This is a genomic window from Lacisediminihabitans sp. FW035, assembly GCF_054880895.1.
Genome location: NZ_CM142187.1, coordinates 1707110 through 1730749, shown reverse-complemented (window position 1 = coordinate 1730749; position 23640 = coordinate 1707110). Strand labels below are relative to the sequence as shown.

The following is a 23640-nucleotide window of genomic DNA, read 5'->3' as shown; positions in this document are numbered from 1 at the left end:
GCAAGCAACCGCGGTTCCCCCAGCAGCGCCTGCTCCGCAGGTGCCCGCCGTGCAGCCCGCTGCGCCTGCTGCCTCCGCACATCTCCGGGTGGGCCCAGCAACCTGGCTGGCCGGGCATACAGCCAAATTCATCTTTCGGGCCGTCACGGCCACCTGGGTTCACGACCGCCCGCACAGCGTTCAGACCACCGACCCCGCCCACTTCGCTCGGCTGCGGAAGATATCGGCCTTCTTCTGGGCGATCGGCGTCCCTATGGCAACGGTCGCGCTCGCGGGCCCTCTCCCGGCGGTGGGGGCCGGCATTCTGGGATGGTTCCTTCTCGTGCGTAATCGAGCGGCACTTCGATCAATCCCGGTGACACCAAGCACCCTCGTCGATGATCTTCACACCCTCCTCAAGTACAGCCGCCCGTGGCGCACCGTCGCGATCGCGGCCGGCGTGCTTGCGGTCGCAGGGATCGCAACTTCCCTGTTCATCCTGACCGTCGGCCAGCTGCTGGCGGCAGCAGCTTGGCTTCTGAGTCTCGCAATTGGCTACGCCGCCGCCGTCTCCGGCGTGGAAGAGGCCGAAGGTGTCGATCTCTCCACTGGTCTCGAACGCGGTGTCCTCGCTCTCGGCACGGCGGCGAACCGGGCCGTTTCGAGGCTGCGCAAGAAACCAGGCACCGATGTTGTTCGCTAAGGCGATCGCCGCGCTTCTCATCGCCGGCGGTATGCTCGCCGGCGGCTCGGCTGCATTCGCCGATACGGCGGCGGCGCCGGTCTTTGATCATCAGGTCAAAATTGCTGACGGCTTCTATCTCGTCAGCGTCAGATCAGCAGCTTCTTCCCGGGCGGATGAGATCGGCGACCTCAAGTGGGGTCAGGAGTATCTGGCCAGCGGGACTGCAGTCCATGGGCCGGCCAGCATTTACGGTGGCGCCTGGATCCCCGTCCGTTTTGAAGGTCACACGGCGTTTGTCAACGCTGGAATGGTGACCGAGACGGCTCAGCCGGTCGCGAAGGCAGCCCCAGCAAAGTCGGCGAAGCCCGCAGCCGCGGCGCCGGCGCCGGCGATAACCGCAGCCGCAGCCGGCCAAGTCACGATCTCCACCAACATCATCTGGCTCGCACTCACAGGCCTGCTCACCCTCGCTGTAGCAGCCGTCTCATACTTCATCCCCCGCCCCATCGTTCAGGTGTCAGCAGCGGGAATCGCGGCAGCAGCTGCAATCGCGACAGCTTTCATCCGACCGGCTGGATCTGGCCTGCTGACCGCAGTCCCCGCACTCGCGGTGGCGCTGATCACAGCCGCCGCAGTATTCATCGCCATCTTGCGCCGCTTCGACAGCGAACGACCTTCGATGCAGATCCTTCGACCTGCCTTCCGCGACTGGAAGGTGACCGCGCCGCTCGCTGCCTCAGCCCTGGCCCTCGCAATCGTCCTGGCCGCGCTCGGTCAACCCCTGCTCGTCTCTGCGGCGGCCGTCCTGATCGCCGCGGCCGGCGTCGCAGCCTGGCGCCTCGCCGCCTTCACGAATACCGACCGGCCACAGCCGACACAGATCGAGCCAGGCGAGTACCGGCCGCGTGGATTCACACTGCCAACTGGAGGAAATCTATCATGAGCAAGTCTCGCTTCATCGCGAATACTGTCGATGACCTCACTGACCGGAAACGGCACGACTATCGAATCCCAGCGAAAAAGTGGTTCTTCGCGATCGCCCTGGCTTGCCTCGCCATCGTCGTCTCCGCCCTCGCTGGTGAGCCGGTCGCCCTAGGCGTCGCTCTCGTCCTCTCCGTTGCCGCCGCGCTTGCGCTCGGTGGCTTGTCGGCGTCAACATCCGCCACCAACACGCTGGCGGGGTGGGGCGCGGCGACCCGCATTCCGTTCGCTGCGTTCACCATTGCCACAGGAATCGCGCTCCCAATCGCCACCACTGTTTGGGCACCGTCGATCTCTCACCTTGCACCGTCGATCGCGACCTTCCTGGCAGCCCACCGGTGGCCAGTGGCAGCCCTTTCCGTTGCCTGCTGGATTGGCTTCTCGGTGTTCGCAGCGCGGTCGCACAGCTCCGGCTCGGCTACACAGGAAAAGATCAGGCTCCAGTACGCGGCGAGCTTGGCGAAGGCGTTTCCGGGGGCGGGCTCAGAGAATCTCTGGCTGGAGAAGGCTGGAATCTCGCTCCGTGGTTCAGCACGCGACGAACTTCATGTCGTGCCGGCGCCGCCGGGGCTTTCGCTGGCCGATGCGAACGACAACCTGGCGAGGGAGATGCCCGAGTGGGTGCTTGGAGCAGCGAGTAACCAACAGCAGCTGGTGCTGCTACCCCTCACCCGCGATCCGGCCGAAGCAGAGCGGCGCGAGATGATGCGGCGCAGCGGTGGCTTGGTGAGCCACACGATCAAGATGCCGGACACAGCCAGCCGGGCCTTCCACTATCTCTTCAGGCTCGCGCCCGGCATCAGCCCGGCTCGCGCCCACGACGTCGAGGTCTTCGCGCGCACACAGAACCTGGAGTTGATCCATTGGCTGCCCCAGTACGGAGAGGCGTTCTGCGGGCAGCTTCCCTCTGAGACCACGGAGCTTCGCCGTCGTCTTGCCGAGCTCGTCGGTGCGAAGAACCCGTGGGACCTGGAGATCCTGCTCGCCCCGCACAGGGACGGTCAACCCGGCGCGGTCACGTTCACCAGGTACCCGGCAGAGCTTGACGCAGTAAAGCGCATCGATCACTATCAGACGGCCATCCGCGCGCTCGTACCAGTCGCTGACGCCTACTGGGTGGTCGAGGATGACGTCGCCGGCGGAACCATGCGATTCGAGCGACAGACCGATCCTCTTGCAGCTGTGCAACCGTACCCATGGGACGCACCGGTAAGCCATGAGCGATTCCCGTTCGCCATGGGCGCCGACGGCGAGCTCGTCAGCCTAGGGCTACTGGAGACGAATCTACTTTTCGGTGGTATCCCCGGTGGTGGAAAGTCGGGTGGCATCACGGCAGCCCTAGCCGGGATCAGCCGACTGGAAAACGTGGCGCTCATCGGTCTCGACCCGAAACGGGTTGAGCTGTCTCCGTGGGCTTCCAGGTTCACCCGCATCTCGAAGACGGATGAGTACGCAACTCAGCTTCTAGAGGCATTGGTTCAGGAGATGGACCGCCGCTACGAGTGGCTAGACGACAACGGACTGAAGAAGTTCACTCCTGCACAGTTCGATACTGTGCGACCTCTCCTCTGTGTCGTGATCGACGAGCTCGCCGATCTTGTATCTGTGGGCGTCGACAAGGAGGAGAAGGAAGCTGACCTCCAACGGTCGACGATGGTCCGACGGCTGATCGCGAAGGGCCGAGCCGCGGGGATCATTGTGCTCACAGCTACCCAGAAACCTGAGGGGTCGGTCATTCCGACCGCACTCCGAGATCTGATCCAGCAGCGCGTCGCTTTTGCGACGACGACGGGGGACATGACGGATACCGTGCTCGGCAAGGGGATGGGTGCCGCTGGTGGTCTGGCTCACGAGATCGCGGCGAACGCCAAGGGTGTGTGCTTCATCGTGAATGAAACCTCCCGCATCCCGAAGCGCGCGCGAGCCTTCTGGGTACCCGACGCGGATGTAGAAGGCCTTGCGAAGAGTACAGCCCACCTTCGGGTCGAGCTGCCGTGGTTGCCACCGCAGCCGGGTAGGACGGCTGTGCCGGAGACCGGGGAGCCGGAGACCGAGATCGTGGAACGGGAATTCACCTTCACGCTGGACGACCTCGATCTGGAGCCGGCCGAGCCAGTGGTTTTCGAGCCGGCGCCGACACCCTTGCCCGATTTCTGGGCCTGACACGCCACCGCGCACAAGACAGTCACGCATCACTGGAGAGGAGAACCCATGTCGATGACGACGACTCACTACGAGACCTTGGGCGTTGACCCTCTGGCCGTTGCCGACGAGATCAAGACGGCATACCGACGCTTGATCCGGGTACACCATCCCGACCTGGTCGGCTCCTCACCTGAATCCGAGGCAACCACCCGGCAGTTGACTGAGGCGTATGACACCCTCTCCGACCCGGCCGGCCGCCGCGAGTATGCTCGTTCCTTGCTCCACGACGAGCCGGAGCCCGAACCGCGCGTGCAGCACCAAGAGGCTACCCAACCGCCGGCCTACCGCACCCCGACTCAACCTCAAGTCCCCTTCTCCCCCGTCAAGTACAAGGTCCTGAGCCGAACGGCGATCGTCTCAGGGTTCCTCACCACCGCCATGTCGTCTACTGCCCTCTGGTACACCTTCGCCGGCCCGGAGGGGCCCTTTCGCCCAGTCATCGGCATACTGGCCTTCTTGCCGATCGTGATCACTGTGACCCGCCGCGCGCCCTGGCCGCTGCTCGTCGCGATCGGGTTGGGTTGCGCCGCCCTTCCTCTGTATCTCGCCGGGGTGTGGCCCGGGACGGCCCTGGTCGATGATGCCCAGGTTCCGGTGGCTGTTCTCGCTCTGATACCCGCTCACGCGATCGCTGCCGCGGCCTTTCGATTGACAGTGCAACCTGCTTGGGCGCAGCGAAGGGCACGGCCAAAACGCCAGTGAGGTGAAGCGTAATGCGACACGCCCGGGATGAACTGGTGCGGTTTTAGGGCAGCTCCCCGCGCACATGTTTGTTGTGAGCACATCTGCTCAGACCAACCATCAGAGGAGCCCCTGTGACGAACGCCCGCCCGACCTCCCCCGTTAAAATCATGACAGCGGCCGGCCACAAACAGATCTACCATCTGGCCGTCGGCCCGAAGCCCCGTGAGGCTGTCGCAAAGCTAGCCATGCCAGAACCGCGGCCGCTCGCACCAGCCGCCCCAGTCACCACCACATCCGAGACCGGGCTCGTGACCATCCAGAACTCAGCCGGAACCTTCACGTATCTCAACGGCCTTCCCCACAGCGAGGGCGACGAGCCGTCGCACCGTCGCACCGATGGATCGCTCGCCTGGTACCGACATGGTGAGCCGCACCGTATGGGTGGGCCAAGCTCAACCGACGTTGACGGCTCCGAGGCCTGGTACGCCTTTGGTATGCGCCACCGCGATGGTGGCCCCGCGGTCACGCGCCGCAACGGCGACGTCGAATATCACGTGCGCGGCGAGCAGTACGCTTCCGCCGCGTCGGCAGATCGCGCAACGGCCGAACAGATCGCGGCTCTCGCTGACGTGATCGAGGTTGAGCCCACCGCCGACCTGGAGGAGAGGCTCCGCGACCGGGATCCGTACGTGCGGGAAGCCGCAGGCCTGGCCCTACTCGACCGACATCGGGCTGGCGCAGCGGCTGGCGGATAGCGCGCCGAAAAAAAGACCACAGCCGGTCGGGCATACCCCGCATAGAGCCCATGTAAGCAACCGCGTCGAATCCTCGTCGCGGCAAAAGACCACCAAATGAGAGGCACTACCCCTCATGCCCACGAAGCGCACCATCAAGACCCGTGTCGACGGGCTTAAGCAGGCCTACCACACGGGGCGAACCCCGGTTGAGCCTCGTGAAGCCGTCACCAAGCCGCCGGTTGCCGCGGTAGCTCCGCTCGCGCCGGCACCGGTCTCCAAGCGGAAGGTCCAGCCGCTCGCCCCCGCGCTCCAGGACCTCCTCGCCGCTAGGGGCATCGACCCGAAGACGCTCCGCCTCCGGGGCGAGCGCCCCAACCCGGACGACGAGTTCAATGAGCTCACCATCTTCATCGAGGGCTACAGGGATGACGAGGTGGATGACGACGGCGAACTCATCCTGGATGAGGCGTTCTACAGCGCCCGCTTGACGGTCGGTGAGAAGAGCATCTTCGAGGGTGAGCTCGCGACTGACGACGGACGAGCTTGGCCGGATGAGGACCTTGAAGGGCCCGAGAAGGCATCAAATCGTGCCCTCGCCGAGTTCGGCATTCAGCTTCACACCGACGGTGACAACTTCTGCGGTGACGACGGCCAGGGCACGTTTGCCTTCGTCTACAACGTCCGCCGCACTGAGGCGCCGGCCGATTAGCTTCTGCCCCGGGCGCCCCTCACAAGGCGCCCGAGGGCGAGTCTGAAGGTTCCTCGCCCGAGATCCGATGATCTACCAAACAGCCGCGCACATCCAAGTTACAAGCTCTTAACCGCCACCCCATCCACTAGAGAGGCACGACTGTATGACCAAACTCGTCTTGAAGCCCGGAACCGACGAGAACGGCCCCCGCGCCACCCGCTACGTCCGAGCCTCCTCGGCCGTCGACACCACCTCAGACGAGACGGTCCGCCATGACCCCCGGGCGGCCGCCAAGACCAATCGGCTCAGCTCGTGAAGACCACGATCGCCGGCGTGCTCCTCATACTCGTCCTGTCGGTCATCCACCAACCGATGTGGGCCGCAGCCGTTGCAGCGCTCCTGGTGATCCGGTGGGCATTCAGAAACCTCTTGCGATCCCTCCGCCGCCGCTAGCCACCCCAAGAAAGACGTTTCATGAAATTGAACCCGCACGCCATACCAACCCTCACGGCCACCGTCGGCGCTATCGCGCTGCTGTGGGTAAGCACCGCTATCGCGATCACCAGCATCGTCATCAGCGGAATCGCGCTCAGCACCGCCGCAACGATGGCGGAGGGCATGCAGACCAGCCATCAGCGGCTCGCTGCGTCTGCGGTGGTACCAGGCGTGTGGCCGGCCCACGACTACACCGTCTCGTGGGACCAACATGTGCCCCCTATAAGTCAGATCCTGTTCATGTTCGGCTCCCAAAAAGCTGCGGACAAAGCGGGCGCGATCGCCTCGTCATCGGCGTGGAACCCGACCGCAGATCAGCGGCAGCCGGTGCTGATCGCCTGGAAGGCCTGCCAACTCGATGGCCATGGCCGGTTCTATATCAGCAAGCAATGGAACGGGCAGATCACTGCAGGCGACTGTCAGGCCTGGTGGTCTGGTAGTGATCAGAGGCTGGACGTGTTCAGATGACGGCGCTCACTGAAATTCCCCAGTTCTGCTCACCGAAATTCCCCACCCCGGGTCGCTTCCGCACATAGAAGCGGGCCTCCCTCGATGCTGATGGTCTTCGACCACACACCAGCTCGAGAAAGGCCCTGCTCCTATGCTTTCAGAGGAGGACGACGTGGACATCCACGCGCTCAAACGACAAGGGATGACGATCAGTGAGATTGCCCGCCGCACCGACCACGACCGCAAAACCATCCGGGCTTATCTGGCCCGACAGACCGCTCCGGGGCAACGCAAACGTGCCACTCCGGACTTGTTCGACAAGTTCATCGCCTATGTTGCGGCGAGGCTTACCGAAGATCCGCACCTTTGGGCGGTGACACTGCTCGACGAGTTACGACCGCTGGGCTTTACCGGCTCCTACCCGACGCTGACTCGCCAGGTTCGGGATCGCGGGTTGCGGCCTACATGCACGGCCTGCGCGCATGTGACGAAACGACCGAACGCGATCATCGAGCACCCGCCCGGGGAAGAGACCCAGTTCGACTGGGTCGAGTTGCCCGACGCGCCGACTGGGTGGGTGTTTCCCACGAAACGCGCCTACGTCCTCGTGGGGTCGCTGGCGCACTCCGGTGTTTGGCGGGCGGTGATCTCACCATCGATGGACCAGCCGCACCTGCTGGCCGCGATGACGGTGCTGCTGGGCCTGCTGGGCGGTGTGACGAAGACCTGGCGGTTCGACCGGATGAGCACGGTCCTGAAGGCCGGGACGAGTGATCTAACGCCGATGTTTGCCGCGTTCTCCAAACATCATGCCGTCAGCGTGGTCGCATGCCGGCCCCGCTCCGGGAACCGGAAAGGGGTGGTGGAGAAGAACAACCACACCGCGGCGCAGCGGTGGTGGCGAAACTTGGCCGATGAGCTCACACCCGAGCAGGCGCAGCACAGCCTCACCACTTTCGCCTCCCGCCAGGACGGGCGGCGCCGCGAGGGCCGGGATGGGTCCACGACCGCGGCGGTCATGTTCGCCGCGGAACGCCTCGCCCCGCTGCCCCCGACGTTGTTCCCCGTCGTCGTGACGGAAGAGCGCACTGCGACCCGGCAGGCGCTGATCGACTGGCGTGGCAACCGGTACTCGGTCCCGCCCGAGCTGGCCGCGACGAAGGTTGTCGTCTATCAACGGCTCGGCGCGAACACCATCGATATCGCCACAGTCTCTGGTGTGGTCCTCGCCCGCCACCAAGTTGCTGAGCCGGGGCTCGGGGTGACGATCCGCGACAGCGGACACGTCACCGCACTCGAAGCGATCGCCTTGGCGTCGGCGCCTCCCGGGCGCCCGCACCGGAAGAAGGAACGCATCCCACCGGGGACCGGCGCCCGCGCCGCCGCCGCTGAACTTGCCGGCACCCCAGCCCCCACCACAACCGTGATCAACCTGGCCGCCTACGAGCAGGCCGCGAAGAACAGGAACACACTCCAATGACAACACCGACGAGACCCCAGACCGCCTCGACCACGATGACCACCGCGACGTCGGCGAGTATCTATCAGCAGCTGAAGGGCCACCTGGCCGAACTGAAGCTTGCCGACGCAGCCGAGGCGTTGCCGCGCGTCCTCGACCAGGCGCAGGCCGAGGGCTGGTCGCTGACCCAGACGCTCGAGCACCTGCTCGCCGTCGAGGTCACCGCCACCGACGCCCGCCGCCTGGCTGGCCGGTTCCGGTTCGCCAACCTCCCCACCGGCGCCACCCTCGACGACTTCGACCTCGACGCCGCCTCCGGCATCGACCGGTCCCTGCTCGCCGAGCTCGGCACCTGCCGGTTTCTGGACACCGCGACGAACGTGCTCCTCATCGGCCCGCCTGGCGTCGGGAAAACACACCTCGCCACCGGCCTCGGACACGCAGCAGTGCAGGCCGGCTACCGCACCTACTTCACCTCCGCCGCCGACCTCGCCGCCCGCTGCCATAGGGCTGCGATCGAGGGCAAGTGGGGCACGATGATGCGCTTCTTCGCCGGTCCCACCCTCCTCGTCATCGACGAACTGGGCTACCTTCCGCTGCCAGCCGAGGCAGCGTCAGCCCTGTTCCAGGTCATCAACCAGCGCTACCTGAAAACGTCGATCGTGATCACCACGAACCGGCCCGTCGGAGCCTGGGGCGAGATCCTCGGCGACACCACCGTCGCCGCCGCGATGCTCGACCGAATCCTCCACCGCTCCGTCGTCATCACCCTCGACGGAGCCTCCTACCGGCTCCGCAACCACACCGCAGCATCCGACGAACTACGCCGCATCACCACCGGCACAAACCTGCGCTAACCTAACCCCGCGACCTGGGGAGTTTCAACGATCAAGACTGGGGAAATTCGCTGAGCGCCGTCACAGAAACCGGTAAGTCCACAGAGACCTCCCTGGCGCGGCGTGGTGGCTCGCGTCGGGGATGAACGGTAACCCCGTTCGACCGGCCGGCCGGTCAGCTGCAGCAGTCCCCGTGACCCTCTCTTCACGGAGTCGACTCGCCAGCTGGCCGGCCGGCCTTTTCTCCTCCCACAGCGGTTGCTATCCGGCTGCGCAACGGGTGGTCGAATGAATTTAGGGCGAATACGCTCCCCGCCGCACACATGAGAGGTATGACAGCGACAGAGCTGTCGACACCTTCCAACAGCTCGGAGACCCCCAGTGAAATTCCCCTCTCGTCCACAAACTCGTCGGCTCATCGCTGGCGTAGCGATCGCCTCGTGCCTGAGCGTGGGTCTGGGCGCTGGCCTGCCTGCCGTTGCCAGCGCGGCGACGTCGGTCGCCGCAGGTCTCACTTCGACCGACACCAGCGTCACGGCGACTGCCGCGCACCAATCGGTGTTCACCGAGGCATACCTCTGGACAAGCATCCATGGGGACCCATCGTCCGACGCCCAGTTCACGGACCGACACGTGACCTTCGTTGGCGGCACCCCGCCCCAGCTGGCTCCGACGGTGAGCTATGCCACAGTTGCTGCTGGCGAAACCGCGTGGAACTACACACCCGCGGCCACGGTTCTCACAACTCAGGTGTACATCACGGCAACTCGTGTCTCCGATGGTGCGGTCGTTCAGTCTCCCGTCACGCAGCTCGGATTCTCGGAGCTGGACTGGCGCCCTTCCGGTGGCACCCGTCCGACGGGAACCGCTGCCGACTGGGCATGGTCAAGCCCGATCGCAACCATCGACTACAGGTACCAGTGGGGAACGATTCTTGACGGAACTGACCAGCAGTGGGCCTCTAATGCCCAGTGTCTATCCGTTCCGCTCAGCGCGTTCCAGGAACCGGCCGGCGCAGGTTGGTCCGCTGGAAGGGGCACCGACTTCACGCCAAGCCCGCCGGCCATGGGCGCTATGGCAGACGGCACCACAGCGAGCGACGGCGGTTACAGCGACGGCCACTCCTACGTCCCCGAAGTCGCGCGCGTGTCTGGATACCAGTCCTACTTCACGCCCACGATGACCGTGGACGTCGCCAGCGCATGCCCGGGCCTGGACCTCACCGGAAAATTCTGGATCGCGGGCGCCGATGTTGCGAGCGGCAAGTTCCAACTGTCGGACGCGGCGGGGAGCGAAGGCAACCATCTCAGTTGGGATGAATCCGGAGCTGCGGGCGCCGGCACTCTAACCTCAGCGGACGTCACTGCCACTCCGGATGGGAACGGCCACGTGGTGTTCGCCTTCGCGAAGACGCCGCTCCAGGGCGAGTCCGGCAGCGGCGGAGTAAAGGTCTGGGCACAGACCAAGAGCGGCGCGCAGGTCCGCGTCGATGTGAGCTACTACTGGTCCAACTACGGAGGCGCGCCTTCCGCGACCGACCTCGCAGTAGCGGTGCCTCTCGGCACAACGGCCGTCGTCACTGAATCCCAGATCATGACTCACGCACGGTTCTTCTCGAACAAGGCCGCGACGATCAGCGTTGCAGCCCTCCCCGGCGGCGTCACAGAGGTAGCAACTGCTACAGGCGAGCGTGCGTTCCAGTTCACCGGCACGGTTCCTGGCGAAACGAAGAGCTTCGCCTACACGGCAGCGGAGACTCAGACGCCAGCAGGAGTCGTCCAGTCCACACCGGCATCGGTGGTTTTCACGGTATCCACAGGATCACAGTCCGCACCGGCACCAGCGACACCGCCGGTTACACCGCCGGCTGCTGCGCCGAAGCTTCCCACCGTATCCGGCTAGCACCCCAACTTCCGGCCGCGCGCTCCGTCTCCGAGCTAGCGCGGCCGGAATTCCTTTCTAAACATCACGCCACCAGTCCAAGGATCCCCTCATGAGCTCCAACCCCGTCTCAGTCGCAGTGCTTTTGATCGCCACCTTCTTAAGCGGCTCGCCGGCCGGCGGGGCAGTGCCCTCGGCAGCACAGGTGCACCCGGCCGTGGCCGCAAGTCACGCCGCGCCATCCCAACCGCGCGCGACACGACCTCCGTACTCGGCTCCAACCCCAGCCGAGCTCGCAGTTCTACCTATCGCCTCGTGGGACTCCGTGATCCCGGGCCTGCTCCCGTCGACGGCCGGCCCGGCGGACTTCGCACCAACGTCCTTCACCCTGACCGCAGACTCTGCCCTTTACGGCGCCGATCAGCAAACCCCGATCGCCCTGCTCCCGAAGATCTCTTCTATCGCCGACCAGCCGACCGTCGTCATTGCTAGCAAGACCGACGGCGCATGGTCACGCGTCCTCACACCGTCCCGCCGGAGTCTCCCATCTCAGGACCCGACCGCCCCAGCCCAAACCGCCGCTTGGATTCGTACCGATAGTCTGATCGCCGGCCAACCGTTGACGACGCGTGTCGTGATCTCCCTGAGCCACCTCACCCTTGACCTGGTCGATGTCGCAAGCGGTGCTGTGACGGCGAGCTTCCCAGTCGCCGTCGGAGCGGCCCTGACTGCGAGCCCCATCGGCACGGGTTTCGTTGAAGCTCGCTACTCGGACCCGCAGTATCAGCCGGAGGTAGGCATCATCTCGTTGACCTCTCTACACTCGACAGCGGCCGACGCCCCCTTCGGCGTTGGCGGCTTGGTAGCCGTGCACCGCTATCCGCGGTCAGTCGGGCCGGTCTCCCACGGATGTTTTCGTGTCTCTGACTCCACTGCGGCAGCCTTCATCGCCCGGGTTCCGGTCGGCGCTCTCGTGACGGTGACGGCATGATGCGCAGCATCGGCAGCCGGCCGTCGAAACACCGGACGATCGCCTGGACCATCGGCGCCGCTATCTATATCGGAGCTACATTCGCTGGGGCGTACAGCTTCACGCCCACCCTCGATCACTTCCCGCCGTCACCTGCGATGGTGCAGGGACAGATGGCACAACAGAGCCACTGAACCCCGCACAGTGACTCGACACGTGCGATAACGACGTTTAGCGCACGTCTCGCAAGCTGATCCGCGCACAACATCTCCATGAGCGAACTGTCACCATTTGCTGCCCACCGCACACCCGACCTGTTCGTCGGGCACGAGCATGAGCGCCGCATCCGAGAGGCTCTCGACGCCGCCCTCGCGCCGGCCACCCGTCGCGCCTACGCCGGCGCGCTCCGCCACCTCTCCGCCTGGTGCGCCCGCGAGGGATTCGCCGATCCGATGGAGCCGGTTGTCCTGGCTGCCTACCTGACCTCCCGAGTGGAAGAGGGCCGCGGCCTCAGCACGATCACGATCGCTCTGGCTGCGGTGAAGCAGGCCGCGCTGGAAAACAGCGTTCCCGACCCGTACGCCTCGGCAGCTTTGCGGAGAACCGTGATCGGTATCCGGCGCCAACTCGCAGGCCGGTCCGTGCGAAAGGCACACGCGCTGACAACGCCCGAGCTCGCACGTATCCTCGACACCATCGACCGTGCAACCAACGCCGGCAAGCGCGATGCCGCGATGCTCTGCCTGCTCTACGCAGCCGCGCTCCGCCGATCGGAACTCACACACCTCCGCCGGTCGGATGTGAAAATCGGATCCGATGGCATGGTCGTGACAATCCGTACATCGAAGACCGATAAATTCGGTGCCTCAGAGGCCGTCGGGGTACTGCGCGGCGCGCACCAGGCAACAGATCCCGTCGGTGCTTTGGCTCGCTGGGTGAGCACCCGCGGCCCGATGTCGTCGGAGACGCCTCTATTCTGCGCAATCTCTCGTTCCGGACGGATCCTGGGCGGTGCCGGTATTGCGCCAAGCTCTCTGAACAACATCCTCCAAGCCCGAGCCGCCGCCGCCGGGCTCGAACTACCAGACCTCAGCGCGCACAGTGGCCGGGCGGGACACATCACCACCGCAGCTCTTGCCGGGCTCCCCACCGAGCAGATCGCCCGGACCAGCCGTCACAAGAATCTGGCCGTTCTTGCCGGCTACATCCGTCCCGCCACTGTTCTCAGCGACACGTCATCAGGCTCCCTGGGATTGTGACCCCAGCCGGCGGAACCCTACCCCGCGCCGAATCGTCTCCATCGCGCAATCCGCCGTCTTCGCCGGAGTCTCCATGACGCGTCCAATTCGGCGGCGGCGACGACCGACACCGGTTACGTCCCCTTGAGTGGTGTGGTTTCCCGCTCTTGAGCGTTGCTTCGTCGACGTGAAGAGCCACCGTGGGATGGTCAGTGAGTACCGACTAAAGCAACTCACAAAGGACACCACACGATGGCTCTAGATCAGTCTGCCCTGCTCGACCTGCTGGGAGAACTCAAACTCACCGATGTCACCGATCGAATCCGCGTCGCGACCGAAACTCTCTATCAAGAACTGATCGATGCGGAAGCGGCCGCGTTCATCGGTGCCGCCCCGTTCGAGCGCTCCCACGAACGCACCACCCACCGCAACGGCACCCGACCGAGGACCTTGTCAACGACGGCCGGCGACCTTGATCTGAAGATCCCCAAGCTGCGCGCCGGCTCGTTTTTCCCGGCGCTCCTTGAGCGGCGCCGCCGGGTGGATCAGGCGTTGTTCGCGGTCGTGATGGAGGCCTACGTCCATGGCGTCTCGACCCGGAAAGTCGACGACCTGGTCAAAGCGCTTGGCGCGGACACCGGGATCTCCAAGTCGGAAGTGTCCCGGATCTGCGCAGGCCTGGACGCCGAGGTCGCCGAGTTCCGTGACCGCACCCTCGCCGCGCAGGACTTCCCCTACGTGTTCCTCGACGCCACCTACTGCAAGGCCCGGGTCGGGCACCGGATCGTGTCCCAAGCCATCGTCGTGGCGGTTGGAGTGGCCGCTGACGGCCGCCGGGAAGTGCTCGGTTTCGACGTCGGTGACAGCGAGAACGAGGGCTTCTGGACTAGCTTTCTGCGGTCGCTGAAGACCCGCGGCCTCGACGGGGTCAAGCTGGTCATGTCTGACGCTCACACCGGCCTGAAGAAGGCCATCGGGACCGTGTTCCAGGGCGCCGGCTGGCAAAGATGCCGGGTGCATTTCATGCGCAACGTCCTCGCCGTGATCCCGAAGGGATCCCAGGACATGGTCGCCTCGATCATCCGCACCATCTTCGCCCAGCCCGATCGCGAGCACATCGAGAAGCAGTTCCTCGAGGTGACCACGATGCTCGGCCGCTCGCACCCGAAGGTCGCCGCGATGCTCGTCGACGCGCAACCCGACCTGCTCGCCTTCGCCGCGTTCCCCAGGCGGCACTGGCGCCAGATCTGGTCCACGAACCCGCTCGAACGGGTGAACAAGGAGATCAAACGCCGCACTGACGTCGTCGGCGTGTTCCCCAACGCTGCCGCCCTCCTGCGCCTGGCCGGGTCGGTTCTGATCGAGCAGCACGACGAGTGGGAGGCCGGCGAACGCCGCTACTTCTCCGAAGCCTCCATGCTCGAGCTGGCCACCATGAACAACCCCCTCGAGGTCCTCGACGAGGCGGTAATACTCCCCGAACTGACCGCCGCCTAAACTAGAACAACTGACCCGCACGGTGTTGAGAAACTCCACCACTCAGCGGGACGTGACCCCGACACCGCACCCACACCTCCCCGATGTCTTCTTCTCCTGCACACCGATCTGGGCCCTCCCCGGCGGATTGCCTCCGTCGGCCGTCACCTGTTCTGCACCCACTACCGCCTTCACCTCGCACCGTCCAGCCGGCGTCATGCCCGCGATGGCCAGGCCATGAGGACGGTGCGATCGCGGAGTGGTGGCGGAGCGGGGACGCGCGCGGAGCGCGTTGGGAACGCAGCGCAATCGGGCCTGCGGTGTGCCCACGGATCGGCTGTCGTCGTGCTTCACCGGCGGAGCCGGAGACGGCACGATGGGGCTATCCGCGGGCGGTACCGGACAGCAGTCAGCTCCAGTGCCGGCGTGGGCGGGCGCAAATAGAGATCTCGACGGTGGCGGGGGCGTGGCGAAGGGGTTCTCCAGCGGAGGCTTCGAAGTGGCGGTGTGAGTGCTATTCGCCTTCGGGCGCAGGCCCAATCAACTCAAAGTCGGTGTCAATCTGTATCACTTTGGCCGCCTTGATCAGCTGGTTCTTGTGCCGGCCTTTGAAGTCGGTCCGGTCGCTCGCCGTCATGGCAACAATAAGCATGGCGGCCGCGGTCCCTAGCCATGCCTCATGATTGTCGAGTTTTCGCTCGCGATCGAAAGCAACGCCGGCCGGCGCCTCGGGCGAAACAGGGATTTCCGTCAAGTAGTGGTCCCCCAAGGTCATTCCGGCGTGTGAGAGGGAGCTAAGGATGCGGTAGGTGACGTAGACGCCGGCTCCTCCTTTCAGCGCCTTGAATCGTTGCTCGATGGACTTTCCTTCCACCGATTTGTTGCCCGCAAATTGCTCAACGTCTCGCTCTGCAGCCTGTAGGGATTCATCGTTGAATCCTGCGAGTCCCTGCTCCAGGACCTCTTTGATCGCGGCGCGCCTCTGCCGCATTCCTTCGTGGAGAGTCGCCTCGACGGCATCGGGTGTGACCAGCATCCACGCAGCAGTCATGGCGTTTTCGACACAAAGACGAATCAGAGGGATCGCGATGATCATCCGATCCGCGGCCGAGAGCTCAACGATGGTCCGCGCCAATTCCGCAGTGTGATTCGCAAGACTCCAGATAATCGGACCGGTTCCTCGCACGTACTCGCTCCTCATCTCGAATGGCCTCTCGGCGTCGCGATCCCAGAGCGCAATGTGCTTTTTCATGAACGCTCGGATCGAAGCCGGATCCGGCAAGTTTTCGTGGTGAACTGGATCTGGCGCAGCAGCGGGAGCTTTGAAGTTTGTGCCCCGCGGGAGCAAGCCGGATGCATCGCTCATCGCTTCTTGCCAAACAACCCCAGGAATGACGGAAGGTTCCCTCGCGCGGTCTGGCGAACAACCCGGACGACGGGTGAATACAGCCCGGCCTTCTGTTTGATCCGCTGTTTGACCCGAGCGGGTTTCGTCCACGCTTCCACTTGCGAGATCCCGAGCTCGCGTTTAAACCGCCTTTTCGCCGGGGTGATCCCGAGGAGAGTGTTCAGCGACGGCTTCCGGTATCTAAAGACCTTCATGCGGACTCCCTGTGATCGACGGCAACGATCACCGGATGACGCGACAGTACCAGCCGCTTCAGACACCGCCCGCAACTGTGGATTGTCTGGCCAGATGATTAATCCCAACGGATGATGAGAATCGGCCTCCGCTAGATAGTCACAGCGCATTGCTCAGGTCTCGCGGACAAACGCAGACAAGTAAGGTGTACACGATCGACTCACGACATCGTTTTCGCAGTAGTCCCAGCCTCTTGAATGCAGTGCCCCACCTTCAACGACGACAACGGATTGGGTCTCGGGGACAGCGAATTATGAAGCCATTAGGGGCCGGAAAGATCACTTCGGGACTCGACCTCAGTGAAACGTGCCCTTTGACTTCGTCATCGTTGCCCAAGGAACTCTTCGAACAGTCGAGGATGATGAAGTCGAAGGTTGCTGGAGAAAGACTTCCAAGCGTCGTCATCTTGTATCTGTAGTCGGCGACGGTATCTGCGCCTGAACTCAACAATGTTCTGAACGATTTCACGGAAGTTCCAGGACAGGAAGGCCTCTTCGTTATTCTCGAACCGCCCCGTTGCGTCTGGCCGAAAATTCATCACCCGGTAGGTGTTCTCAGTTCGTTGAACCGCCCAATAGAGCTTGAAAAGGGAGCTAATAGCCCTTTCTTTGCCCACGGAGCGAAGGCCATTCCTTGCATAGAGCACTGAGCCGATTGCATCCCGGGCCGCGGCCGTCTCGCCAGTTGTAAGGTCGACATGCACGCTTGCGATCGCCTGCCGCTTTTCTCGCCTTCCGAGGCCAAGAGATATCAGGATCGCAAAGGCAGCCGTAAGCACGGAGGCGCAGGCGGCGATGATGTTCGCCCAATCACTCATAGATTTCTCCCCGCCCTGGCGCCATTAGGCGGCCCCGGCCCGTCCGTGCTTCCCGTAGAACTCCCGCGCCAGCAGCTCCAGGATCGCCTTCTGGATTTTCTTGCTTCCGAGCACCTGCTCGCTCATGGATCGGAAGTTCTCGTCGGAGGCGATCACGGCATCCTGGAATGTTTCACCCAGGTCCGGGCTCGCAAGGAATTGCTCCAACGTGTTCGCGGCCGCCTGCTCACGCAGCGTGGTGCTTTCGTCGAACTTGCCCCCGACGTACCCGGTGAAGCCGACCATGTCGTTGTCGGTGAGACCGTCGCCCTCGAACAGGGTGTTCATCCTTTCGATGAGCTCCCGCAGCCGAACAAACTCCGGGTCTTGCGCGGTGCCGGAGCCGGCTGCGGTGAACGGCTTCAGTGGGTCGCCGTCGCCAGAGAGGCCAAGGTCGCCCGCTTCTTCGGGGCGGAGGCTGTAGTGGGTGAGTTTCACCCCGGCCAGGTCGACTGGTCGGTCGCGGTTCTCGTCACTGATGAGGGGTGCGAGCAGGCGGAGGAAGATCGAGCGTTTCTCTAATCCGGTGTCGTGGTAGTTCACGATCTGGGAGAGGAAATCGTAAACGCGAATGAAGCCGTTGACGTCGCTTCGAAACAGTTCGAGCTCTTCCACCCGCGCTACGTCCCCCGCCTTCAGGGCATCCTGATATCGCCCCGCGAATCGTTGCTTCGCCGGGGTCAACCACTTGGTGAGAGCACTGTTGCCCTCCTCGCGCAGCCACGCCGTGGCGGTGCCTTCGACCTCAGACTCTTCGTAAATGAGCGCCTGGTCGAGCTTGTTCTGAAGGTCGTGGATGATGTTCGGGTCGGAGACCTCCGCCAATGCCGCCGCACGGTAGTACTGCTTAAACGCCGCCAAGATCTCCCCCGGGTCGTTGACGAAGTCCAGAACGAAGGTCTGGTCCTTGCCCGTGGCAATCCGGTTGAGGCGAGACAAGGTCTGTACCGCCGTAACGCCGGAGAGTTTCTTATCCACGTACATGGCGACGAGTAGCGGCTGGTCGAAGCCGGTCTGAAATTTGTTGGCCACCAGCATCACCTGGTAGTCGTCACTGGCGAACGCCTGCGGGAGGCTGCGGCCTTTCAGCCCGGGGTTCAAGGTGGTTTCGGTGGCTGATTCTTCGCCCGCTTCCGCATCCGTCACTTCACCGGAGAATGCGACGAGGGCATGCAGCTCCACGTAGCCGCGGTCGGCGACGTACTTGTCGAAGGCGCGTTTGTACCGCACGGCTTCGATTCGGCTGCCGGTGACGACCATTGCTTTGGCTTGCCCGTTGAGGCGCCAGGCGATGTTGTCTCGGAAGTGCTCGATGATCACCGCAACCTTCTGCGAGATGTTGTGCGGGTGCAGTCGCACCCACCGCATCAGGTCCTTGGACGCTTGCGTTTTGTCGACGAGCGGGTCGGTGCTGTCGTACTCGCGGCCGTTGTGGGCAAGCTTGAACGCCAACGTGTACGGGGTGTAGTTCTGCAGCACATCGAGGATGAAGTGTTCCTCGATCGCCTGCTGCATCGTGTACACATGGAACGGCTGCGGCAGCCCGTCGGTGCCGGGCCGACCGAATAGCTCCAGAGTCTTCGCTTTCGGAGTGGCTGTGTAGGCGAAGAAGGATATGTTCGCCGCGGTTGCTTTCTCCTCCATCTCCGCCGCCAACAGGGCTTCGATGTCGATCTCGCCGCCGTCCTCCAGAGAGGCCAGCTCGTCCGGTGAGAGGACATGTTTGAGCTTCGCCGAGGTGTTGCCGGTCTGCGAGGAGTGGGCCTCATCGGCGATGATCGCAAAACTCCGACCCACCAACGCACCGGAGGTGCGGATCGCCTTCAACGCGAACGGGAACGTCTGAATGGTGACGATGATGATCTGGGCGCGATCGGTAAGGGCTTTCGTCAACGCGGACGACTTCGACTCGCCGTTGCCCTTGGTGATCGGAACCACGACACCGGATTTGTGGTCGATCTGGTAGATCGCATCCTGCAACTGGTCATCCAGTACCGTGCGGTCGGTGACGACGATCACCGAGTCGAACACCTTCTTGCCAGCGTTGTCGTGCAGGGAGCTGAGTTGGTGGGCAGTCCAGGCGATCGAGTTGGTTTTGCCCGACCCGGCGCTGTGCTGGATCAGATACCGATGCCCGGGGCCCTCCGCGCGGGCCGACTCGATCAGCTTGGTGACCGACTCCCACTGGTGGAACCGCGGGAAAAGCAGCGACTCCCGCACCGTCACCTCACCGGTGACCGGATCGGTGTCCTTCCACGAGCTGGCGTGCAGGAACTTCCCGATAATCTCCAACCAGGCATCCCGCTGCAATACCCGCTCCCACAGGTACGCGGTCGGGGAACCGTTCGGGTTCGGCGGGTTGCCCTTGCCCCCGTCGTTGCCCATGTTGAACGGAAGGAAAACGGTCTTGGCCCCGTCGAGGCGGGTCGTCATCCACACCTCAGAGTTCGACACAGCGAAGTGCACCAACGCGCGGTTGCCGAATCCCAGAAGCGGCTCGCTCCTCTTGGTGACCAGATCTTTGGGTATGCGGTCCTTCTGGTACTGGAGGACCGCATCCTCAACCGACTGGGTGAAGTCCGTTTTGACCTCCATCGTCGCCACCGGCAGACCATTGACGAAGAAGACAAGGTCTAGGCTCTTCTGGTTCGAGGTGGAGTAGTGCACCTGTCGCATCACCCGCAGCCGCACCTTGCCGTACCGCTCCAGGGTGGCCGAGTTCAGGTTCTGTGCCGGCTTGAACTGGCACAGGTCGAATTGCGTGGAGACATCCTTGAAGCCACGGCGAAGAACGCTCAGCATGCCTCCACCCTGCTCGAACGGCTTATCGAGCACCTGCGTCAGCCGAGTCAGCAGCTGCTGGCGGGCCTTGGCCTGCACGGCTTCCGGGTCGGATGCCTTCACCCGTTGGGCGAGCGCCCCACCCTGGGTGTCCTCCAACCAGCCGAACACGTCCGCGGGGAACAGGGCAAGCTCCCGGTCGTAGCCGGTGTCGTCCTTCGAGTACTCCCAACCGTTCTGGGACAGGTTCTCGGCCAGTTCGTCTTCGAACCAGTACTCGTTCTGCTTGCCCATCAGGCCATACCCCTCACGTCGATCTTCCCCGTGACCGCAGCACTGATCAGCGCTTGCCGCCGCTCCTTCAGCACGTCGATCATCTGGCCTGCCTTCGCCGAAAGGCCGTCCATTTGGTTGATCTCGCGATCGACAAAAGCGGTGATCGATTGCTGCTCTTCGAGAGGTGGGACGAAAAAAGAGAACGCCGCCACGCTTTCTGCAGACAAATTAGGTTGCGCGGACCCCGCGCTGATGACCTCGCGCTGCTGGGTCTCAGCGACCGAATTGAGCAGCAAATAGAGGTAGCGCGTGTGCATGCACTCCAACCTCTTGCTGCGAATCGCAACCAGAGATGAGGCCAATGCCCCTGCATCAAGTCGTTGCACGAGAGCGTTCTTCCCAAGCGACCCCCGCAGACAGTAAAGGATGTCGCCGGAACGTAGCTTCGCACCGCCCATCTGGGCATATTTCTCCGGTGTGATGTAGTTCATTGCGGCCCAATCCAGGTCACCCTTTCGAAGGTGCCCCGCGTTAATAAATGGCACGCCTTCGTCGGTCATTTCATCGCTGCTCGGGTAGTTGATGCCTCGGTCGCCGTTCAAAAAATCGAACGACCATCGAAGCTTGAGCTTTCGCCAATGCGACGGGGTATGCCCCATCCACTTCATTCCGGAAGACTTCAACTCTGCCAATGGGTCAAGCCCCTTGGTGACGGCGTGGCTGATGACGGCCTGCCGCCGCTCCGCCAGCGTCTCGATCAGCTGCTCCTGCTTGCCGATCAGCGTGTCGATCTTCGCCGTATGGGTGTCCAGATAGTGGGCGATCTGACGCTGCTCAGATAGTCCTGGAAGGGGAAATTCAATCGCAGCAAGCGAACTACCGGAGAGTTCTTGAAAAGTGCTTCCTTGCCCGAGCGACTGCAACTTATCGGTTGCGTGGACAATTGAGTAAAGCAGGAACGACGAATTTAGGTTGGCCCCGGGAACTATGGCCTTGCACCCTTGATTGAAAGCCATCGAAACTTTCACACGCGCAACATAGCCAATAGGCGCCCGCGTTGAAAGCAAAACGGCGTTCAAAGGCGCTATTGCGGATCCTGTTTGCACTCCCTCGGTAGTCAGAGTTCTTGACGTCTCCGATATTGTCTGACCATTTCGGGCGCCGAGATCTACCGGGGTTGCCCACGGGACGCCGCCATTCCAGTTGCGCTCGTCCGGAGTTGGTGTGCCTCCGTTGACTATCTTGGCAACGCGGCGCAACGCAACTGTCGAGAATTTCACGCTTCGACCTCATTGAGAAGCTTGGTGATCTCTCGGACTAGCTTGTTGAGGTCGGCGTCGATCTCTTCTAGCGGGCGCGGTGGCACGTATTTGTAGAAGTGGCGTGTGAACGGGATCTCGTAGCCAACCTTTGTCTTCGATTCGTCGATCCAGGCATCCGGAACGTGAGGGAGTACTTCGCGGGCGAAGTATGTGTGGATGTCCTCACTGAGGGGGACGTTCTCGGTGTCGCGAGCATCCGTGTCGGGAACGGGCTTGCCCTTCGCGTCGGTGACGACGGGTGCCACATCGTCTCGTTCGGAGAGACCAGCGATGAGGGCCTTCAACTGGGGTGCAGTGAGGTCCACTCCGACCATGCCAAGGGCGTTCTTCACCGTCTTGGTGAAGGCGCTCGCGTTCGTCGTGGCCGGGATCTCCTGAAGGCCGACTGATGCCAGGCGCTCCGCAACACCCGCGAGGGGCTTGGCTATAAGGGCGGCGGCGAGGCGGTCGGGCGTGAGCGCCCAGTTGAGGCGCAGCGGACGCTCGACGGTGATCGTGCGGTATCCGAAGTCTTGTGTCTTGAAAGTCTTGGAGACGTCTGATTCTTCGGCATCCCCGTAGAGCTTTACGATCGTGGCGATGTCGTCCGTGCCGAGTTCCTTGCGCTTTGACCCGAGCGACTTGCGCATCTTGTGGGAGAAGCCGATGCCGTCGATCAGTTGCACGGTGCCGCGGCGTTCGGGGCGCTTGTCGTTGTCGATGATCCAAAGGTAGGTGGCGATCCCGGTGTTGTAGAACATGTCGGTCGGCAGGGCGACGATCGCCTCCAGTAGGTCGTTCTCCAGCAGGTACCGGCGGATCTCTGACTCCCCAGAGCCGGCGCCGCCGGTGAACAGGGGCGAACCGTTGAGGACGATTCCGGCACGTCCGCCGCCCTTGGCCTTCGGACGGAGCTTCTTCACCAAATGCAGCAGGAAGAGCAGCGATCCGTCGGATACGCGGGGCAGGCCGGGGCCGAAGCGTCCGTTGAACCCTTGCTGCTCGTGCTCCTTGAGTACCGCTGGCTTCTGTTTGTTCCAATCGACCCCGAAGGGTGGGTTGGAGAGGCAGTAGTCGAAGGTTTCGCCGGTGAGGCCGTCCTCGGTGAGGGTGTCTCCGAGGACGATGTGATTGATGTCCTGACCCTTGATCACCAGGTCGGCTTTGCAGATCGCGTAGGACTCGCCATTGATCTCCTGCCCATACATCACAAGGCGGGCATCCGGATTGTGTTCCAGCAGGTATTCGTCCGCGACCGAGAGCATTCCGCCGGTGCCGGCTGTCGGGTCGTAGATGGACCGCACGACGCCCTTCTCGCTGAGGGCTGCGTCGTCGGCGATGAACAGAAGGCTCACCATCAGGCGGATCACCTCGCGCGGGGTGAAGTGCTCACCCGCGGTTTCGTTCGAGGTCTCGGCGAACTTGCGAATGAGCTCCTCGAACATCAATCCCATCTCGATGTTCGTCACCTTGCTCGGATGCAGCTCGATCGCGGTGAACTTCTGTGTCACCAGGTAAAGCAGGTTTTCGGCGTCGAGTTTTTCGATCTGTTTCTCGAACTCGAACCGTTCGAAAATGTCACGCACGTTGTCGGAGAACCCGTGCAGGTAGTCGATGAGATTCGCCTTGATCGACGCCGGATCGCCCATCAGCGACTGGAGGGAGAACGCGGACGTGTTGTAGAAACTCTGTCCGGATGCCTTCGCGAGGAAGACTGCGGCCGCTGGCGAGTCGCCGCGCTTTGTAGCCTCGTCGAGGACGGCCTGCTTGGTGGGCTCAAGCACGGCGTCGAGGCGGCGCAGGATCGTGAATGGGAGCACGATCGCGCCGTACTGGTGGGGCTTGTACGGGCCGCGGAGGAGGTCGGCGATCGACCAGATGAAGTTGGCGTTATTCTGTTGCGTTGCTGCTTGCTGCGACATTCCGTTGGTGCCCATCGTGCTCACGGCGCCGCCGATCGCGGCGCATTCTCGACTCTATTGGGAGTGGACGACTGAACTTGGCTCATCACTGAGCG

At 63.4% G+C, this 23640-nt stretch carries 21 protein-coding genes; 16 read left to right on the top strand and 5 right to left on the bottom strand.

Features of this window, described 5'->3' with window-relative positions; all coding sequences use genetic code 11:
• Window positions 1-88 precede the first annotated feature (88 nt).
• The 16 genes from ACVXZ4_RS08335 to ACVXZ4_RS08260 all read left to right on the top strand — a co-directional run bounded on the left by ACVXZ4_RS08335 (window position 89) and on the right by ACVXZ4_RS08260 (window position 14788).
• On the top strand, window positions 89-682 hold the full coding sequence (locus ACVXZ4_RS08335; RefSeq protein WP_461797753.1) for a hypothetical protein: 594 nt from the start codon (window positions 89-91) through the stop codon (window positions 680-682).
• Window positions 669-1607, top strand: coding sequence for a hypothetical protein (locus ACVXZ4_RS08330; RefSeq protein WP_461797752.1), 939 nt, complete (start codon window positions 669-671; stop codon window positions 1605-1607). The genes ACVXZ4_RS08335 and ACVXZ4_RS08330 overlap by 14 nt, the downstream gene beginning before the upstream one ends.
• Window positions 1604-3808 carry an FtsK/SpoIIIE domain-containing protein gene (locus ACVXZ4_RS08325; protein ID WP_461797751.1) on the top strand — a complete coding sequence of 735 codons (2205 nt, stop codon included), beginning with the start codon at window positions 1604-1606 and terminating at the stop codon, window positions 3806-3808. The genes ACVXZ4_RS08330 and ACVXZ4_RS08325 overlap by 4 nt, the downstream gene beginning before the upstream one ends.
• A 48-nt stretch (window positions 3809-3856) precedes the next feature.
• The gene (locus tag ACVXZ4_RS08320) at window positions 3857-4552 is read left to right on the top strand and encodes a J domain-containing protein (protein ID WP_461797750.1); all 696 of its coding nucleotides are present in this window, start codon (window positions 3857-3859) and stop codon (window positions 4550-4552) included.
• Window positions 4553-4842: 290 nt separating this feature from the next.
• Window positions 4843-5289 carry a hypothetical protein gene (locus ACVXZ4_RS08315; RefSeq protein WP_461797749.1) on the top strand — a complete coding sequence of 149 codons (447 nt, stop codon included), beginning with the start codon at window positions 4843-4845 and terminating at the stop codon, window positions 5287-5289.
• 115 nt (window positions 5290-5404) lie between these two features.
• The gene (locus tag ACVXZ4_RS08310; RefSeq protein ID WP_461797748.1) at window positions 5405-5980 is read left to right on the top strand and encodes a hypothetical protein; all 576 of its coding nucleotides are present in this window, start codon (window positions 5405-5407) and stop codon (window positions 5978-5980) included.
• A gap of 145 nt (window positions 5981-6125) precedes the next feature.
• Window positions 6126-6278 (top strand): hypothetical protein, encoded by a 153-nt coding sequence (locus tag ACVXZ4_RS08305; protein WP_461797747.1) that lies wholly within the window; start codon window positions 6126-6128, stop codon window positions 6276-6278.
• Complete coding sequence (locus ACVXZ4_RS08300; protein ID WP_461797746.1) at window positions 6275-6415, top strand: hypothetical protein; 141 nt, start codon at window positions 6275-6277, stop codon at window positions 6413-6415. Before ACVXZ4_RS08305 ends, ACVXZ4_RS08300 begins: the two co-directional genes overlap by 4 nt.
• Before the next feature lie 21 nt (window positions 6416-6436).
• Complete coding sequence (locus ACVXZ4_RS08295; protein ID WP_461797745.1) at window positions 6437-6925, top strand: hypothetical protein; 489 nt, start codon at window positions 6437-6439, stop codon at window positions 6923-6925.
• Window positions 6926-7079: 154 nt separating this feature from the next.
• Window positions 7080-8387 carry an IS21 family transposase gene (gene istA / locus ACVXZ4_RS08290; RefSeq protein WP_461795241.1) on the top strand — a complete coding sequence of 436 codons (1308 nt, stop codon included), beginning with the start codon at window positions 7080-7082 and terminating at the stop codon, window positions 8385-8387.
• The gene (gene istB, locus ACVXZ4_RS08285) at window positions 8384-9223 is read left to right on the top strand and encodes an IS21-like element helper ATPase IstB (protein ID WP_461795240.1); all 840 of its coding nucleotides are present in this window, start codon (window positions 8384-8386) and stop codon (window positions 9221-9223) included. Before istA ends, istB begins: the two co-directional genes overlap by 4 nt.
• Before the next feature lie 360 nt (window positions 9224-9583).
• Complete coding sequence (locus ACVXZ4_RS08280; RefSeq protein ID WP_461797744.1) at window positions 9584-11104, top strand: hypothetical protein; 1521 nt, start codon at window positions 9584-9586, stop codon at window positions 11102-11104.
• 613 nt (window positions 11105-11717) lie between these two features.
• Window positions 11718-12074 (top strand): L,D-transpeptidase, encoded by a 357-nt coding sequence (locus ACVXZ4_RS08275; protein ID WP_461797743.1) that lies wholly within the window; start codon window positions 11718-11720, stop codon window positions 12072-12074.
• Window positions 12071-12247, top strand: a complete 177-nt coding sequence (locus ACVXZ4_RS08270) for a hypothetical protein (RefSeq protein ID WP_461797742.1) — start codon at window positions 12071-12073, stop codon at window positions 12245-12247. The genes ACVXZ4_RS08275 and ACVXZ4_RS08270 overlap by 4 nt, the downstream gene beginning before the upstream one ends.
• Before the next feature lie 78 nt (window positions 12248-12325).
• Entirely contained in the window at window positions 12326-13312 is a 987-nt protein-coding gene (locus tag ACVXZ4_RS08265) for a tyrosine-type recombinase/integrase (protein WP_461797741.1), read from the top strand.
• A 231-nt stretch (window positions 13313-13543) separates the two neighbouring features.
• Window positions 13544-14788: an IS256 family transposase gene (locus ACVXZ4_RS08260; RefSeq protein ID WP_461794674.1), complete on the top strand. Its 1245-nt coding sequence runs from the start codon at window positions 13544-13546 to the stop codon at window positions 14786-14788.
• A 493-nt stretch (window positions 14789-15281) separates the two neighbouring features.
• On the opposite strand, the gene ACVXZ4_RS08255 is transcribed toward ACVXZ4_RS08260, so the two are convergent.
• The 5 genes from ACVXZ4_RS08255 to ACVXZ4_RS08235 form a co-directional block, all read right to left on the bottom strand.
• Window positions 15282-16133 carry a DUF5677 domain-containing protein gene (locus tag ACVXZ4_RS08255; protein ID WP_461797740.1) on the bottom strand — a complete coding sequence of 284 codons (852 nt, stop codon included), beginning with the start codon at window positions 16131-16133 and terminating at the stop codon, window positions 15282-15284.
• Window positions 16134-16731: 598 nt separating this feature from the next.
• The gene (locus ACVXZ4_RS08250) at window positions 16732-17226 is read right to left on the bottom strand and encodes a hypothetical protein (RefSeq protein ID WP_461797739.1); all 495 of its coding nucleotides are present in this window, start codon (window positions 17224-17226) and stop codon (window positions 16732-16734) included.
• Window positions 17227-17250: 24 nt separating this feature from the next.
• A complete protein-coding gene (locus ACVXZ4_RS08245) occupies window positions 17251-20340 on the bottom strand; it encodes a type I restriction endonuclease subunit R (protein ID WP_461797738.1) in 3090 nt (1029 codons plus the stop codon).
• Window positions 20340-21602, bottom strand: coding sequence for a restriction endonuclease subunit S (locus ACVXZ4_RS08240; protein ID WP_461797737.1), 1263 nt, complete (start codon window positions 21600-21602; stop codon window positions 20340-20342). The genes ACVXZ4_RS08245 and ACVXZ4_RS08240 overlap by 1 nt, the downstream gene beginning before the upstream one ends.
• Window positions 21599-23560, bottom strand: coding sequence for a type I restriction-modification system subunit M (locus tag ACVXZ4_RS08235; RefSeq protein WP_461797942.1), 1962 nt, complete (start codon window positions 23558-23560; stop codon window positions 21599-21601). Before ACVXZ4_RS08235 ends, ACVXZ4_RS08240 begins: the two co-directional genes overlap by 4 nt.
• Between the last annotated feature and the right edge of the window lie 80 nt (window positions 23561-23640).

Coding starts and splice junctions, on each gene's coding strand:
- ACVXZ4_RS08330 (WP_461797752.1), top strand. CDS start 669: ATGTTGTTCGCTAAGGCGATCGCCGCGCTTCTCATCGCCGGCGGTATG.
- ACVXZ4_RS08325 (WP_461797751.1), top strand. CDS start 1,604: ATGAGCAAGTCTCGCTTCATCGCGAATACTGTCGATGACCTCACTGAC.
- ACVXZ4_RS08320 (WP_461797750.1), top strand. CDS start 3,857: ATGTCGATGACGACGACTCACTACGAGACCTTGGGCGTTGACCCTCTG.
- ACVXZ4_RS08310 (WP_461797748.1), top strand. CDS start 5,405: ATGCCCACGAAGCGCACCATCAAGACCCGTGTCGACGGGCTTAAGCAG.
- ACVXZ4_RS08305 (WP_461797747.1), top strand. CDS start 6,126: ATGACCAAACTCGTCTTGAAGCCCGGAACCGACGAGAACGGCCCCCGC.
- ACVXZ4_RS08295 (WP_461797745.1), top strand. CDS start 6,437: ATGAAATTGAACCCGCACGCCATACCAACCCTCACGGCCACCGTCGGC.
- istB (WP_461795240.1), top strand. CDS start 8,384: ATGACAACACCGACGAGACCCCAGACCGCCTCGACCACGATGACCACC.
- ACVXZ4_RS08270 (WP_461797742.1), top strand. CDS start 12,071: ATGATGCGCAGCATCGGCAGCCGGCCGTCGAAACACCGGACGATCGCC.
- ACVXZ4_RS08265 (WP_461797741.1), top strand. CDS start 12,326: ATGAGCGAACTGTCACCATTTGCTGCCCACCGCACACCCGACCTGTTC.
- ACVXZ4_RS08260 (WP_461794674.1), top strand. CDS start 13,544: ATGGCTCTAGATCAGTCTGCCCTGCTCGACCTGCTGGGAGAACTCAAA.
- ACVXZ4_RS08255 (WP_461797740.1), bottom strand. CDS start 16,133: ATGAGCGATGCATCCGGCTTGCTCCCGCGGGGCACAAACTTCAAAGCT.
- ACVXZ4_RS08250 (WP_461797739.1), bottom strand. CDS start 17,226: ATGAGTGATTGGGCGAACATCATCGCCGCCTGCGCCTCCGTGCTTACG.
- ACVXZ4_RS08245 (WP_461797738.1), bottom strand. CDS start 20,340: ATGGGCAAGCAGAACGAGTACTGGTTCGAAGACGAACTGGCCGAGAAC.
- ACVXZ4_RS08235 (WP_461797942.1), bottom strand. CDS start 23,560: ATGGGCACCAACGGAATGTCGCAGCAAGCAGCAACGCAACAGAATAAC.